Genomic DNA, 15,062 nt, shown 5'->3' with positions numbered 1-15,062 from the left:
GCGGCGGGGCGGCGTGCTCGCGGCCGACGGCTCGCGTGAGGCCACTACTCGGGTCTCTGTCGGGGACCGATACGCTCTAGGCGGCGTCGCCTGCGGCTGGTTCGACGCGCCACGTGGTCGCGCTCGTGTAGGACCACTTCTCGACCGTGAGGTCGGTCGCGGAGTCACGGAGCTTGACCATCAGCGCGCCGATCTCTTTGGGTGAAAGACCGACTTCCTCGGCGATGAACTTGCTCTTGAAGTAGAGCTCGCCGTTCTGCGCCTTGTTCAGGAGGAACTGCTTCAGACGCTCTTCTTTGGTCGGGCTTTCGGTGGAGGGGTGTACGGTTGCGCTCATGTCTTTGTCCTCGCTTCTCGCTAAGCCACTTCGGGAGTATATAAAGTGAGGAACGTTAGAGGGAGTTCGGTCTCTTTCAGGTCAAATTCGACGAAAGTGAACCTTTTACGAACTTTTGAGAGACGTTTAGAACGTTTAGAACTCTATCTGACGCTTTCTTTTTGCCATTCGTTCTGCGATACCATATGGTCCTTTTCGCCCCGGATTTGGCCCTGAAACTGCCGAGAGACGGCAACTGTTGCCGTCAGACGCCGGTGGTCTCCGTCCGTGCGCGGCGTCGGCAGTCCCTGCTCACCGTGTCGTCGCCGTGCCATCGACACGCTGCTCGAAACGCTATCGCCGCGCTGCGTAGCACACTCGCGCCGCTTGCCGCGCTATCAACGCGCTGTCCGACACGCTACTGGCGGTCGTGGACCCAGAACTCCTCGTCGACCGTCGTCTCCTTCTTGAAGATGGGAACCTCGTCCTTGAGTCGGTTGATGCCGTCCTCGACGGCCCGGAACGACTCGGTACGGTGCCCCGCGAGGACGACGACGAAGACGATGTCCTCGCCGTCCTCGATGACGCCCGTCCGGTGGTGCATGACGACCTCCTCGACGCCCTCGCGCTCGGTCAACTCCGCCGAGATGGCCGCCATCCGGTCTTCGGCGACGCCCTCGTACTTCTCGAAGGCCAGATGGGTCGTCCGTGCGTCCTCTGCGTCTTCTTTCGCCCGGACGCGACCCGTGAAGGTCGCGATGGCCCCGGCGTAGTCCGCCCGCGGCGACCGTTTGACCCGTTCGACGAGCGTGTCGAGAGTGACGTACGCCTCGCCGTCGTCGGCGTGTTTCGCGAGTTCATCGAGGTCGGCGTCGGCAGGGGATTTCACCGCTGCGACGACGTCACCGCGAGTTTCGATATCCACGTCGCCGACGACCACGGCGGGTGCGCGCGCCTCCGGAAAGCCCGAGAGCAGGGCGTAGTCGTACTCCGGTGCGAGCGCGTCGAGAAGGTCGGAGAGCGACCGGTCGTCGCCCGCGCCGACCCACGCGCCGTCGTCGGCGAGACCGAACGCGCCGTCGACGCCGTCGGTGTCGGTTCCGGCCGCGCGCTCGGGGAGCCGTTCGACCGTGGCGACGCGGCCGTCGAGCCGCGGAGCGAGGCGTTCGGCAACCTGGTCGGCGTCGTCGCCGACGAACGAGAGGAGCTTCATGCGTCGAAGGCGGCGACGGAGGGGCTTTAGTGTTGCTTCGGCCTGCCTCGCCTCTGCGGTCCGCCCCCGTGACTCGCCCCCACAGACCGTCCTCGACTTGATAACCCTTAAGCCCGAAACCCGGCAATTCCGGTGCAATGAGAGTCGTGGTTTCTATCGGCGGTAGTGTGCTCGCGCCGGAACTCGACCCCGAGCGCGTGGAGGGACACGCAGCGGTCGTCGAGTCGCTGGCCCGCGAGGGCTGTGAACTCGGCGTCGTCGTCGGCGGCGGCGGGGTCGCCCGCGAGTATATCGGTGCCGCTCGCGAACTCGGGGCGAACGAGGTCCAGCTCGACCAGATCGGCATCGACGTGACGCGCATCAACGCGCGGCTGCTCATCGCCGCGCTCGACTCGGGCGTCGACCCGAAGGTCGCAAAGAACTACGAGGCGGCGGGCGACTCCATCCGCCGCGGCGACGTGAGCGTGATGGGCGGCGTCATGCCTGGCCAGACGACCGACGCCGTCGCCGCCGCACTCGCCGAGTACGTCAACGCCGACCTGCTCGTCTACGCGACGAGCGCGAACGGCGTCTACGACTCGGACCCGAAGACGAACCCCGAGGCAGTCAAATTCGACGAGATGACGCCCTCGGAACTCGTCGACATCGTCGCCCCGATGAGCCGGGACGCGGGTTCCTCCGCGCCGGTCGACCTGCTGGCGACGAAGCTCATCGAACGCGCCGGAATGCGCACCATCGTCCTCGACGGCAACGACCCCGAACGCGTCGAACAGGCCGTCCTCCGCGGCGAGCACAACGGGACGGACGTCATCCCCGAAGGGACCGGCACGGAACCGAGCTACTGGGCACAGCGATGAGCGCGGACGAGTCCTCCCAAGAGAGCGGGACCGACAGCCCGCAGTCGGCCGGTGGCGACAAGGCCCAGTCGACCGGCGCGCAGACCGTCGACCCCGACGAGGGCGGCGACGGCCACCACGCCTTCTGGGCCGACGAAGTGGCGGACGAAATCGAGGCACGCGACCCCGACGAACCCATCGTCATCAAGGGCGGCGTCTCACCCTCGGGCATCCCTCATCTCGGCCACTTCAACGAGATTCTGCGCGGCTTCTTCGTCGCGGAAGTCCTCCGCGAGCGCGGCCACGAGGTCCGGCAGGTCTTCACCAGCGACGACAAGGACGCCCTTCGGAAGGTCCCCCGACAGCTCGCGGACTCCGACTGGAACATCGTCGGTCTCGGCGAGGTCGACGCGGGCGCGCTCGGCCGCAACCTCGGCAAGCCCTACACCGACATTCCGGACCCCTTCGGCGACCACGACTCCTACGGCGCGCACTTTACCGATCTCTTGCACCAGAGTGCCGAGATGCTCGACGTACCCGTCGAGATGCTCTCGAACACGGAACTCTACCGTGAGGGGACGTTCGACGACGTGGTCGAATACGTCCTCGAACACCAGGACGAGGCCCGCGAGATTCTCGCCGAGTACCAGGACAAGATCGACGAGGACTACGTCCCGTTCCAGGCGCAGTGTTCGGAGTGCGGCGTCCTGACGACGAACATCACGGGCGTCGACGTCGAGAACGAGTCCGTCGACTACGTCTGTGAAGGCCTCGAAGCCGGCGGCCAGCAGATCGACGGCTGTGGCCACGAGGGGACCGCGACGTTCCGCGAGGGCAAGCTGCCGTGGCGCTTCGAGTGGCCCGGCCAGTGGCAGGTCCTCGGCGTCGACTTCGAGCCGTTCGGCAAGGACCACGCCGAAGGCTCGTGGCCCTCGGGCAAGGATATCGCCGAGAACTTCCTGCACATCCAGCCACCCGTGCCGATGACGTACGAGTGGTTCACGCTCAACGGCGAGGCACTCTCTTCTTCCTCCGGTAACGTCGTGACCGTCCACGAGGTACTGGAACTCCTCGAACCCGAGGTGCTGCGGTACTTCTTCGTCCGCAACCCGAAGAAGGCGAAGGACTTCGACATCTCCCGACTCGATCAACTGGTCGACGAGTTCGACCGCTTCGAGCGTATCTACTTCGACGAAGTGGAAGACGACGACCTGAAGCGACTCGCCGACCGCGCGTATCCCTTCACCGTCGACGACGTACGCGAGGAGCGCGTCCGACTCCCCTACACCTTCGCGGCCGTCCTCGGCATGACCGACGACGAGGACCTCCGCGAGCAGATGGCGCGCAACGAGGGCCACATCACCGACGACACGCCCGAGTGGGCCATCGAGGAGGCGATGAAGCGCGTCGAGAAGGCCCGCACGTGGGCCGAACGCCTCGACAACGAGTACAACTACCGCCTGCAGGTCGAACTGCCCGAGACAGACTTCGACAGCGAGGTAGCCGCCGCGCTCGACGAACTGGCTGACTTCGTCGACGAGGGCCACACGGGCGAGGAGATTCAGGGCGAAATCTACGAGACGGCGAAGCGAAACGACGTCGCGACGGGCGACTTCTTCCAGGCCGGCTACCGGCTGTTCTTCGACGCGACGCAGGGACCGCGCCTCGGGACGTTCCTCGGCGAACTCGACTCCGAGTTCGTCGTGAAGCGACTCCGTCGCGAAGAGTAACCGTCGGCACGCCCGCGCCGACACGTCCGTCGCCCGCGGTCCTGTCTTCCGAACGGAACGAGCGACTATCTTTTTGGGACACGTCTTTCGGCTATGGCAACGACGACGACGGACAACGTCGCGACCGTCTCGGCGCTGTACGACGCCTTCAACCGCGGCGACATCGACACGGTTCTGGCCGGGATGGATCCGGACGTGACCTGGATCGAACCGCGTGGCGACCCCCTCTCCGGGGGACGGTACCGCAGCCCGGCCGCAGTCGTCTCACAGGTGTTCGCCCCGCTCAAGGCCGCCTACCGACGGTTTGAGGTCCGCCCCGGCCGGTTCGTCGACGGCGGCGAGACGGTCGTCGTCGAGGGGATGTTCGTCGGAACGACGGCCGCGGGGACGACGTTCGAGATCCCGTTCGCGCACGTCTGTGACCTGCACGACGGTCTCGTCCTCCAGTTCACCAACCACACGGATACGGCCGAGTTTCTCCGCGTCCTCTCGCGATAGACTCCGCCGAGAAATGCTGTGCCCCGGCCGACGTCCGCGGCCGACGTCCGCGGCCGTGGCGAGACCGGTCAGTTTTCCTCGATGGCGTCGATGACGACTGTCCCGATGACGGCGAGCCGCGGGTCCAGGCCGTCGTCAGCGAGGTCGATGGTGTAGCGGTCACGGACGGGCGTGAACTGTCCGGAGACGTCGCCGAGACGGTCACCGTTCGATCCCTCGATGTTGTAGGAGAAGGGGATGAGCGTCGTGAGACCGCGTCGGAGCACGGCTCGGAGCCAGCTGTCCTCCTTCACCGTCGCGACCTGCTCGCCGTCGGGACCGAGGAGGGCGTACTCGTGTTTGAAGAAGGACTTGGCACTGCGTTTGACCGACCCGACCCGCTCGTCGGTTCGGCTGTCGACGATGTCGTAGGCGGCGGTGATGTCGAGGACGCTGTCGGCCTTCACGCGGAACCGTTCCTCGCCCGTCTCGGGGTCGTCGAACCGGAAGTCCTCCTTCAGCCGGAACTTCTTCTGGGCGGATTCGAGGAAGGGCTCGTCGGCACCCGCCTCGTAGATGTTGTACGTGTTGCCGATGCGAATCTTCTGTCGGACCTCGTAACGGCGGGCGTCGAACACGGTGAAAAGACCGCGAGTGAGCCTGTTGAGTGTTGTGGCTGCGACCGAGTAGTTTTATAACGACATCTCCCTTACTACCGGTGTTCAGGCCGTGCGGGCCTGAAAGGGCGGAGTCGAACCACGCGCCGCCAACTCGCAAGACTTCTCGATAGGAGACTTTCATGCAATTGCCACAAACCGAGCAGACCGACCGAGCGGAACCGGACGACACGAGCGACGACGACGGCCGGCGACTCGGCCGCTATCTCCTCCTCGGCGGCGCGGTCGTCGCTGGCGTCGCTGGCGTCGCACTCGCCCGTCGGCTCCGGGCGCGTCGTCGCGACCGCGAGATGACGACCATCGAGATCCACGACGACCCCGTCGTCGCCGACAAGTAGCCACGTCACACGAACGCCGTCGCCCGACGGTGGTGTCGTGCGACTCGCTAACCCGAACGCCTTTTGCGCGTCACGCCCTCGTTTCGGCTAATGAATCCGCTGCTCTGGGTACTCGGCGGCGTCCTCCTGTACTCAGTCATCGCTCTCTCACTGCAGTCGCGTGGGTTGCTTCCGTCATCCGTCCGTCTCCAGGGACCGCTCACGACGATCCACACGAAACGGGGTCGAGCGTTTCTCAACTGGCTCGCCGGGCCGAAACGGTTCTGGCGCGCCTACAGCAACGTCGGCGTCGGCGTCGCGCTCGTCGTCATGGTCGGCTCGTTCTTCCTGTTCCTCCAGGCGGCCATCGCGACGGTCCAGAGCCCCCAGGTCACCCAGGTCAACCAACCGCGGAACTTCCTCGTCATCCCCGGCGTCAACGACTTCCTTCCCCTCTCGATGGCTCCCGAGATCGTCCTCGGTCTCCTCGTGGGGCTCGTCGTCCACGAGGGCGGCCACGGCCTGCTTTGTCGGGTCGAAGACATCGACATCGAGTCGATGGGCGTCGTCCTCCTCACCATCCTCCCCATCGGCGCGTTCGTCGAACCGAACGAGGAGAGCCAGCGAAAGGCCGACCGCGGCGGCCGAACCCGGATGTTCGCCGCGGGCGTGACGAACAACTTCGTCGTCACCATCGTCGCCTTCGCGCTGCTCTTCGGCCCGGTCGTCGGTGCCATCGGCGTCGCCCCTGGCGTCGCCGTCGCGGGTGCCTACGACGGGACGCCCGCTGCAGAGGCGGATATCGGCGGCGGCGACCGCATCACGGCCGTCGCTGGGATGCCTGTCTCGAACGACTCGACGTTCGACGACGCGCTGGCGTCGACCCCCGACCGGGCGGTCGACGTCGAGGTCAACGGTGAGCGGACGGTCCAAGTCGAACGGTCGCTCGTCGTCGTCGGCTCCGTCCAAGGGAACCCCGCCGGAATCACTGTGCAACAGGACGCCGACCCGGTCCGGGTGCTCGCGGTGAACGGCACTGAAGTCTACACGCAGGCGGCCTTCGAGGACGCGGTGGCTGACCGGCCGCTGGCCCGAATCGAGACCACGGAGGGTGAGCGCGTCGTCCCTGTCGGTGCCTACGCCGTGGAGGTGGCTCCGGACGGGCCGCTCGCGGAGGCGGGTGCTCCCGAGAACGCCAGCGTGGTCGTCACCGGCTTCGGCGGCGAGCGGGTGACCTCCCGCGCGGACCTGACGCGACTGCTCGACGGGACCGCCCCCGGCGACACCGTCGAAGTCCAAGCCTACACCGAGGGCTCGCTTTCGACCTATACGGTGACGCTCGGGACGAACGAACAGGACGGCAACGGTCTTCTCGGGGTTCTGGGTCTCGCACAGGGCACGAGCGGGCTGGTGCTCTCTGACTTCGGCATCCAGTCGTACCCTGCGGCGACCTATCTCGCGCTGCTCGGTGGCGACGTGGGGAGCGACCTCTCGGGCATCCAGCTCTCGGGCGTGCTCGACTCGTTCCTCGGGCTGGCTTACGTCGCGCTCATCCTGCCGCTGGCGAGCGTCTTCGGGCTTCCGTACAACTTCCCCGGCTTCACCCCCGAGGTGGTCAACTTCTACGTCGTCCAGGGACCGCTCGCGGTCCTCGGCGGCGGCGTGTTCGTCCTCGCCAACGTCCTCTTCTGGACGGCGTGGATCAACCTCCAGCTCGGGCTGTTCAACTGTATTCCGGGCTATCCGCTCGACGGCGGCCGCATCATGCGCGCCTGTGTCGAGGCGGTCGTCTCCAGGCTGCCCGTCAACGACCCCCGGCCCATCGTCCGGACCATCACGACCTCCATCGGCGTGACGATGCTCGCGGCACTCGTCCTGATGGTCTTCGGGCCGCAGCTCCTGTCCTGATTCGCCCTGTCGCCGGATACCGACGCTGCCGGCGGATTCCGTAACCGCTTCTTGCCTCGGTCGTCTCAGTCTCGCCAATGGGTACAATCTACGTCGTCAGCGGCACGGCCACCGCCCCCACGGCGATGGCTTCCTACGACGCCGCACTCGCCGCGGCGAACGTCCACAACTACAATCTCGTCACCGTCTCCTCCGTCATCCCCGCCGACGCGACGGTCGAAGCCGTCGAGACCGCCCCGGACCTCGGCCCCGCGGGCAACCGTCTCACGGTCGTGCAGGCAAAGGCGACGACGGGCGAGGCGGGGACCGTCGCCGCCGGGCTCGGCTGGGCGACCGGGCCGGGACCGGGGCTGTTCTACGAGGCCGACGGGAGCGACCCCGAGAAAGTCGAGGCGACCGTCCGCGCCGGTCTCGACGCGGGTCGCGACCTCCGCGAGTGGACCTTCGACGACGAGGAGGTGCTCGTCACGACCGCGGAGGCCGACGGCGAGGGCTACACCACGGCCCTGACGCTCGCGGCATACGGGCAGAGCGAGCCGATTCTCTAAAACCGCCTCCTCCGACGCCTTTTTAACCAGTTCTCCCTTACGTCTGGTAGCATCTCCCTTATGAATGGAAACAATCCGTACGCGGGTGCACCCGGCGTGGTCGAGGCTGGACAGCCGTCGAAAGACGTCGAACTGACACCCGAGCAGCGACGGATGCTCCGCCGTGCCGTCGCCCAGATCGTCTCGACGACGCGGACGTACCTCCCCGACAGCTACGCTATCGGGTCGGAACTCTCCTACGGCTCGAACGGCCCGCAGGCGACGGTGGCGGTCCACCCGCCCGCCGGCCACCCCGTCAGCGCCGGCTTCACGCCGGACCTCGACGACCTCGAATCCGGTCTCGACGACGCCGACCGCCGCGAGGTCGCCCGCGGACTGGCCGCCAGCGCGGCCATGCAGGTCATGAACGCCGTCGGCGACGGCGTCGCACAGACGGCTCGATAATCGGCGCGGTTCTCCTTCCTGTTCGCGTTGGTTCGGTGATCTGACTTTGATACTTCGGTCGATACCCCGAGGCACTACTCCGCTCCGAGGTTCGTGTACTGGAGTAGTATCTGTGGGATGAGGATCCCGACGAGGAATACGACCCCCATAACCCACTCGAAGGCGAGTGACGTGTACTGTGACAGGACGAAGAGTAACACGAACGCGACGAGGACGAATCCGGTGATGAGTTTGTTTTCGCGGGAGACCATGGTTCGTGTCGTCTTTCCAATCGTATTTAGCTGACTCTTGACCAGCCACTTGGCGCGTGGCTTCGCGGCTTTCATGCCGCGTAACACTCGTGCGAGGTCTTCGTGAGCGTAGCGAACGAAGGGCAGCGAGAGCTTCGCTCTCGCGAGGGATGAGTACCGCAAGGAGCGAAGCGACCGAGGAACGTTGACGAGACGCTTCGCGTCTCGTCTGCACACCAGAACGCAGAGCGTTCTGGGGACGCAGTCGGTTGGGGCGGATGTGGCTGTTGCGCGTGGGCTTTCGAGGTATTCTTGGAAACGGGATTGCGACCTTTCGAGCCGAAAATCAATCTAAAACTACGTCCCCCAGAATTAGGTCGCTGATTGTATCAGAATCATAGACAAACCCGTCATCGACAGCAGACGCTCGTTTCTGCATCCTCCATTGTTTCAGACGAGCGATGAGCCATTCCTCGTAGAATAGATGTTGATGATTACCCGAGCACTTTTCATTTCTCAACGTACTGACTTTCACAATGAGCGACGAGTCTGACGAGCCGTCTTCTCCTGATGAAGTTCGATATTCGGAACCCCTCTCTCGACGGAGATTCCTTGCGGCGGGAGCGACGGCGGCGGCCACGGGGACGGCTGGCTGTGCTGGTACAGCACGAGATGTCGGCCAAGACCTCGGCCTGATCGAAGAGGAAGTCTGGGGAAGCGAAGACCTCCAGCGAGCTCGGACGCAACTCGAAGTGGTCGAAGGATACGAACTGGAACTCGGCGAGGCAACGCTGGACTCGCTCCAGTTCTCCCTAAAGAACGGTCTCCTACCCAATCAACAACCCGAAGAGGCAGTAGAGGGGACCCTTCGAGTCTACGGGAAGACACCTATCGGGGACGATGAGGTTGTCCTCGGCGAGACGGGAGCCAGTTTCAGGGGGAGTTCACAGGAACATGAGATGTCGTTGGAGTTCGGTGAGGACCTGATGAACGTCCCACGGATGCTGGAAGTCAGGTTCGCCAGCCCACAGCTGGACGCCCCAGAGATCGTCCTCGGCAGGAGCGATGTGGTCTACCTCCCCTTCGACAACGTGGCGAGAGACGAGCAGACGCTCAGAGAGCTTGGCCCCCCATATGTGCCCCCTGGCGACTGGTCTGACCCACGGGGACAAAAACAGAAGGTCGAAATATGGTATTCCGAGCCTGACGAGCCGTCGTTCAATATGCCTGCGCTCGATATGACGCAGTATACCACACAGACAGCAGATGGAGACGACTGGTTTGACCTCTATGATATTCAAATGACTGTTGTCATCAGGTCACCTGTATTAGACCGCAAATTCGCAACCGATGATGAAGGTGATATTCTCGGGGCATACTGTGATTGGACTGTTCTCAATCTTGAATTATCAGCACTAGAGTATCTTGAATCTATATATTTCAACTCACCTCCAACGATGAAACTGTTCAACCCTGCCAATAACTGGTCCGTTGGGACGGGTGGGGTACGTCAGAAAGAAGTCGAAAATAAACAAGACTTCGGTGGAAGCATGATCGTCGATAAAGACGAATACGGTGAGAGTAGGGCAAGTCCGAGGGAGGTTTCTCATGTTGCACAAGACGCAAGTCCTGCCTCAGATGCATTCATCAGAGGGGCGCTACACGAACAAGTTGGCTACGATGACCCGTTTGAACCCGATGAGCTGCGGACAGTTAATCCAGTAAAATTTTGCGTTGGGAGAAGTTTTGCTCGACGTTGGGGTGAAAAGTTCTCAGAAGCTATCGAAAACAAGCCATATGCTAATACATTTGAATCAATCGAATTCCGAAAATTAACGACGCTTAAAGCATTTGTTGGAGATTTAGATTATCAGTTTACAATCAGCTTATACCAACAAACACCCGAAGAAACAATCGTGAATATGTTTCTTCGTGACACGACGGCTAGAGATATCCCTGGTTCGGACTGTGTAACGTCAACGATGTTGTTCATCGGTGTCGGGCATTGGATGACAGGAAAACACCCTGTAATGGTCAGAACGGATGTATCCCAAGGACTCGACCACATATTCGCAGGCTTCCATAACCTCGACATTCCTGAAATGCTCTCAGAAATCCCTGAGATACCCATCGCTGGCTATGATAGATTCGAAGAATCTGGTCGAAGTGCGAGAGAAGTCGATTACAAATACACAGATGTTGAATGTACGGAACCATACCCATCGATTGGCTTCAATCGCCACATGATAGACAATCCGTCACGACGACTTGTTGCGTGGTCAGATTTAACTGAGTTCGATCTCACAACGAATATTCCACTTAATGATGGTTGGGAACCAGACGTAGACGGAGAAATCAGAGCACCAGGAGACGGATACTTCGGCGACTTGTTCGTAAACCCATTCGACACTGCTGCATTCTACTTCTTCGAAGACGAGCGCAACCGATAATTACGCTGTTATTTGCCCCAGAACGGGTCACGCCGCCGCTTCTTGTCGAGATAGCTCTGCAGTGCTTCTAACTCGTCGCCCGGAATCTCGCTGGACAGTTCCTGCTCCAGAATCTTCGCGTGTTTCTCGGGGAGGTCGATCCAGAGTTCGTCGCCCTCGTCGATCTGTCGGCCCACGGTCGGGCCGTCGATGGCGACACTGACGCGCTTGCCGGCGCGGGCCTGGCTCACGTCCTCACCCTGCTCTTGAATCCCGTTGAGCTGGCCGACGCGGGTGGTCTCGTTGCCGTCCCACTTGACGACGTACTGGTTGTTCTTGATAGTGCCCGCCAGCACTTCGACGCCGACGACGGCGGGGTTGTTCTGCCGGAAGACGTGGTCTTCGAGGATTCGGAAGCGACACGGCCGGACGATCTTGTCGAGGACCGTCTCCTGCTGTTCGCGCTTGCGCTCGGTGATGAACTCGTCGTAGTCCTCGATGAGCTGGTAGATGACGTCGTGTTTGAACAGCCGGACGTCGGAGTTCTCCAACTCCTTCTTGGCGTCCGGGAGGACGTCGACGTTGAATCCGAGGATGACCTTGTGCTCGTCCTCGCGAGCCGTCCCGGCGATGGAGACGTCCCGCGGGGCGACGTCGCCGACTTCGGCGCGGACGATGGGTACTTCGGCCTCGTCGAGGGCGTTGGCCATCGCCTCCAGCGAGCCGAGGGTGTCGGCCTTGACGACGACGCCCTGTTCGGCGGTGTCGACCTCGATGCCCGCGAGTTCGGCTTCGACCTCGGCGATGACCTCGTCGAGGTCGCGGTCGCGGACGACGCGCACCGGCGCGCCGGCCATCGCGTCTTCGAGGTCCGGCGCGGCGATTTTCGTCCCGGTGGCGGCCGAGACGGATTCGACGCGGTTGAACCGCTTTTCCGTTCGGATCTCGGCGTTCGGTCGCGGCTGGAGGATGGCACGTACCTCGGTGACGATGGGACCGTTCGCGCCGCCGACGACGATGGTCTCGTCTTCTTTCACCGTGCCGTCGTAGAGCACGACGTCCAGCGTCGCGCCGAAGCCCTTCTCCTCTTTGACTTCGAGGACTGTCCCCTTGCCGGGACCGTCGACGTCGATCTCCATCTCCTCTTTCATGTACCGCTGGGAGAGCCCCATGAGGACGGCCAGCAGGTCCGGAATGCCCTCGCCGGTGATGGCCGAAAGGGGGACGACGCCGATGTTCTTCGTGAAGTTCTGGACGCGCCAGTAGAGGTCCGCGGAGAAGCCCTCGTCCGAGAGGTTACCGATGATCTTGTAGAGGTTCTCGTCGAGCCGTTTGCGGGCCTGCTTGCTCTGGGCTTCGTAGGTCTTCTGGATGGGTTCGCCGTCCTGGCGGTTCCAGCCAGGCGTCGTGTCGATCTTGTTGGCGGCGACGACGAAGGGCGTGCCCGTGCGCTGGAGGATGTCCAGTGCTTCCAAGGTTTGGGGCTGGAAGCCGTCGTTGACGTCGACGACGAGGACCGCGATGTCCGCGAGCGCGCCGCCGCGCGAGCGGAGCGTCGTGAAGGAGTGGTGCCCCGGCGTGTCGATGAAGAGCAGCCCCGGCAGGTCGAAGTCGTCGGGATTGACGAGGCTGCCCGCCATCTGCGAGACGGTCTCGAGCGGGACGGCCGTCGCCCCGATATGTTGCGTGATGGCCCCCGCCTCGCCCTCGCTCACGGCGGAGCCGCGGATCTTGTCGAGGAGCGTGGTCTTTCCGTGGTCGACGTGTCCGAGGACGGCGACGATGGGGGTACGTAGCGTTTCAGCGTGGCCTTGTGTATCTGTGTCCGACATCGAAAATCACCCGGCAGAAGTTCTCTTGTGTGAGTTCAGCCGTGGACCGTAGTTAAGTCTTTCAACTCGGGGGAGGGTCGTCTCGGGGCGTGTGAGCGGGAGACACGCCGGACTCACTCGCCCCCGACGCGGCCTCACCTCGTCCGTCGCCACCGTGGTCTCGTCCGTCGCCACCGTGGTCTCAGTCGTCGCCGCTGTGGTCTCAGCCATCGCCATCGGCTGTCGCGAGGCAGACGCCCGTCAGACGCGCCCCGTGGCGTTTATGTGACGCCACACGAATACCGATTCATGGCCGACATACTCGCCGAGAACCTCTCCGGCAAGGCCGTCATGGGCTCTGACGGCTCGAAGCTGGGGATGCTGTACAACATCACGATGAACCTCAAGTCGGGCGAACTCCGCGACCTCGTCGTCGAGTCCCAGGAAGACTCGCTCGCACCGAGTCAGACTTCCTTCTCGACCGACGAGGCCGGCCACCTTCGCGTGCCGGTCGATCGCGTGCAGGCAGTCACAGACTACATCGTCGTCAACCGATAAGCAGACAGTAGATGCACGTTCTCGATTCCTCCGCGTTTATTCACGAGTACCACACGGACAACCAGACAGCGTCGGTTCCGATGGTTCACGAGGAACTAGAGGGTGAACACGCCTTCCGCTTCGACGCGATGGAGGGTGCCGGGATGCACATCCACATCCCCGCCGAGGGGACCGTCGAGAAGGTCCAGCGCGCCGCCGGCGAGACCGGCGACGGCGACGTCCTCTCGGACACCGACACGCGGCTCATCGCCGCCGCCTTCGAACTCGACGGCACGCTCGTCACCGACGACTACGCGATGCAGAACGTCGCCGAACATCTCGGCGTCGTCGTCGAAGCCATCGCCCAAGACGGTATCACCGAACAGCGCAGTTGGACGTTCCAGTGTGCCGGCTGTGGCCGGGAGTTCGACGAGGAGAAGCCGCGCTGTCCCATCTGTGGCAGCGACCTCTCGCGGAAGAACCCGAACTGAGTCGTCTGAGAACGGTTTTGCGGTTCTGTCGCTCGTTCGGCGAGTGGCGTCGCCGTTCTGGCCGTGTTTGCACAGGCTGTCGTCGTCGCTGTTCTTGGCTGTTGTGACGAGACGATATTCCGTTCCGACTGCTTGCGTTCCGACTGCTCGCGCTCCGAGAGGCCACGCCCTCCCCAACCGATTCGCTCACTCGCGGTGCTCGTTCGCTCATCCCTCGCGCGGGAGTCACGCGCCGAGACACGGCGCGTCGCCAGCGCGCGCCACCGCAGGAGTGTGGCACTCGGCCGTCGCCTACACCAGCCCCGTCTGCGTCGCGTACTGCAGGCCGAACTGCACCGCGTTGTAGAGACCGTGGACCATGATGGGGACGAGGATGTTGTCGGTCACCTCGTAGAGCACGCCGAGCAGCCCGCCGAGCGTGAAGATGATGGCGAGCGTCGCGAGCTGTCCGGAGCCCGACCCCAGAAGCGAGGGCAGGTGAATCGACGAGAAGACGATGCTCGCGCCGAGGACGCCGACGACGGGACCGTAGGCGCGGCTGAACGTCCCCTGGACGATGCCGCGGAAGATGAGTTCCTCGGTCGTCCCGACCAGCAGGACGGTGACGGGAATCAGATACAGCAGGTACGCGGGGTTCTCCCTGCCCGCCGCGGTGATCTGGCTCTCGGCCGTGGAGACGCCGAGGAGGCTGACGACCGTGCTGAGGACGTAGAGGACCGCGAGCAGTCCGAACAGTCCGGCGGCTATCCAGCCGAGGTCGCGCAGGGTCGGTCTCCGCCAGCGGATGAGGTCCCACTCGTCGCGGAACTGGAGGAAGGTGGCGACGGCGATGCCGAAGCCGATGAACTGCAGCGCGTCGAGCAGCGCGCGTGGTCCCGGCTCCGGATCCATCAGCGAGACGCCAGCGGATGCGAGCAGGCTTCGCCCGATGGCACTCGTCAGGGTCGCAAAGAGGATCGCGCTGGCCACGATGATGATGACCGCGCCGACAGTCCGGAGGTGGAACTGCACGTCGGACGTTGAGACGTCGGTTGCCATTTGCTGACTCGACTGTAGCGGCCGGGCGCGAATAGAGCCACCGGTTGTCCCGGCCACGCC

At 63.5% G+C, this 15,062-nt stretch carries 16 protein-coding genes; 10 read left to right on the top strand and 6 right to left on the bottom strand.

Going from position 1 to position 15,062, the window contains the following annotated elements; translation table 11 throughout:
• Positions 1 to 76: 76 nt before the first annotated feature.
• A complete protein-coding gene (locus BLR57_RS14745; protein WP_089698791.1) occupies positions 77 to 337 on the bottom strand; it encodes a DUF7123 family protein in 261 nt (86 codons plus the stop codon).
• A 397-nt stretch (positions 338 to 734) separates the two neighbouring features.
• The gene (locus BLR57_RS14740; RefSeq protein WP_089698790.1) at positions 735 to 1,529 is read right to left on the bottom strand and encodes a molybdopterin synthase; all 795 of its coding nucleotides are present in this window, start codon (positions 1,527 to 1,529) and stop codon (positions 735 to 737) included.
• Positions 1,530 to 1,666: 137 nt separating this feature from the next.
• On the opposite strand from BLR57_RS14740, the gene pyrH reads away from it, so the two are divergent.
• The 3 genes from pyrH to BLR57_RS14725 all read left to right on the top strand — a co-directional run bounded on the left by pyrH (position 1,667) and on the right by BLR57_RS14725 (position 4,593).
• Positions 1,667 to 2,386: a UMP kinase gene (pyrH, locus tag BLR57_RS14735; RefSeq protein ID WP_089698789.1), complete on the top strand. Its 720-nt coding sequence runs from the start codon at positions 1,667 to 1,669 to the stop codon at positions 2,384 to 2,386.
• Positions 2,383 to 4,095, top strand: coding sequence for a lysine--tRNA ligase (gene lysS, locus BLR57_RS14730; RefSeq protein WP_089698788.1), 1,713 nt, complete (start codon positions 2,383 to 2,385; stop codon positions 4,093 to 4,095). The genes pyrH and lysS overlap by 4 nt, the downstream gene beginning before the upstream one ends.
• Positions 4,096 to 4,188: 93 nt before the next feature.
• The gene (locus BLR57_RS14725) at positions 4,189 to 4,593 is read left to right on the top strand and encodes a nuclear transport factor 2 family protein (protein WP_089698787.1); all 405 of its coding nucleotides are present in this window, start codon (positions 4,189 to 4,191) and stop codon (positions 4,591 to 4,593) included.
• A 68-nt stretch (positions 4,594 to 4,661) separates the two neighbouring features.
• On the opposite strand, the gene BLR57_RS14720 is transcribed toward BLR57_RS14725, so the two are convergent.
• Positions 4,662 to 5,210, bottom strand: coding sequence for an LURP-one-related family protein (locus BLR57_RS14720; protein ID WP_089698786.1), 549 nt, complete (start codon positions 5,208 to 5,210; stop codon positions 4,662 to 4,664).
• A gap of 161 nt (positions 5,211 to 5,371) precedes the next feature.
• Here BLR57_RS14720 and BLR57_RS14715 point away from each other — a divergent pair, with 161 nt between their 5' ends.
• The 4 genes from BLR57_RS14715 to BLR57_RS14700 all read left to right on the top strand — a co-directional run bounded on the left by BLR57_RS14715 (position 5,372) and on the right by BLR57_RS14700 (position 8,466).
• Entirely contained in the window at positions 5,372 to 5,587 is a 216-nt protein-coding gene (locus BLR57_RS14715; protein WP_089698785.1) for a hypothetical protein, read from the top strand.
• Between the two features lie 90 nt (positions 5,588 to 5,677).
• Positions 5,678 to 7,474: a site-2 protease family protein gene (locus BLR57_RS14710; RefSeq protein WP_089698784.1), complete on the top strand. Its 1,797-nt coding sequence runs from the start codon at positions 5,678 to 5,680 to the stop codon at positions 7,472 to 7,474.
• A 77-nt stretch (positions 7,475 to 7,551) separates the two neighbouring features.
• Complete coding sequence (locus BLR57_RS14705; protein ID WP_089698783.1) at positions 7,552 to 8,022, top strand: pyruvoyl-dependent arginine decarboxylase; 471 nt, start codon at positions 7,552 to 7,554, stop codon at positions 8,020 to 8,022.
• A 60-nt stretch (positions 8,023 to 8,082) separates the two neighbouring features.
• A complete protein-coding gene (locus BLR57_RS14700; RefSeq protein WP_089698782.1) occupies positions 8,083 to 8,466 on the top strand; it encodes a DUF5811 family protein in 384 nt (127 codons plus the stop codon).
• A gap of 74 nt (positions 8,467 to 8,540) precedes the next feature.
• Here BLR57_RS14700 and BLR57_RS14695 read toward each other — a convergent pair whose 3' ends face one another.
• A complete protein-coding gene (locus BLR57_RS14695; RefSeq protein WP_089698781.1) occupies positions 8,541 to 8,792 on the bottom strand; it encodes a DUF7987 family protein in 252 nt (83 codons plus the stop codon).
• A gap of 440 nt (positions 8,793 to 9,232) precedes the next feature.
• Here BLR57_RS14695 and BLR57_RS19030 point away from each other — a divergent pair, with 440 nt between their 5' ends.
• Entirely contained in the window at positions 9,233 to 11,146 is a 1,914-nt protein-coding gene (locus tag BLR57_RS19030; protein WP_139173370.1) for a hypothetical protein, read from the top strand.
• Positions 11,147 to 11,154: 8 nt separating this feature from the next.
• Here BLR57_RS19030 and infB read toward each other — a convergent pair whose 3' ends face one another.
• Entirely contained in the window at positions 11,155 to 12,957 is a 1,803-nt protein-coding gene (gene infB / locus BLR57_RS14685; protein ID WP_089698779.1) for a translation initiation factor IF-2, read from the bottom strand.
• A 288-nt stretch (positions 12,958 to 13,245) separates the two neighbouring features.
• Between infB and BLR57_RS14680 the strand changes: the two genes are divergently transcribed.
• Together BLR57_RS14680 and BLR57_RS14675 are read left to right on the top strand one after the other, a co-directional pair.
• Positions 13,246 to 13,494 (top strand): PRC-barrel domain-containing protein, encoded by a 249-nt coding sequence (locus tag BLR57_RS14680; protein ID WP_089698778.1) that lies wholly within the window; start codon positions 13,246 to 13,248, stop codon positions 13,492 to 13,494.
• A gap of 11 nt (positions 13,495 to 13,505) precedes the next feature.
• Positions 13,506 to 13,964, top strand: coding sequence for an NOB1 family endonuclease (locus BLR57_RS14675; RefSeq protein ID WP_089698777.1), 459 nt, complete (start codon positions 13,506 to 13,508; stop codon positions 13,962 to 13,964).
• A gap of 291 nt (positions 13,965 to 14,255) precedes the next feature.
• Here BLR57_RS14675 and BLR57_RS14670 read toward each other — a convergent pair whose 3' ends face one another.
• On the bottom strand, positions 14,256 to 15,002 hold the full coding sequence (locus BLR57_RS14670; protein ID WP_089698776.1) for a CPBP family intramembrane glutamic endopeptidase: 747 nt from the start codon (positions 15,000 to 15,002) through the stop codon (positions 14,256 to 14,258).
• Positions 15,003 to 15,062: the final 60 nt, after the last annotated feature.

Source organism: Halogranum gelatinilyticum (assembly GCF_900103715.1).
GTDB lineage: Archaea > Halobacteriota > Halobacteria > Halobacteriales > Haloferacaceae > Halogranum > Halogranum gelatinilyticum.
The sequence above is the reverse complement of the archived record's forward strand: the minus strand, read 5'-3'. Positions and strand labels throughout refer to the sequence as shown.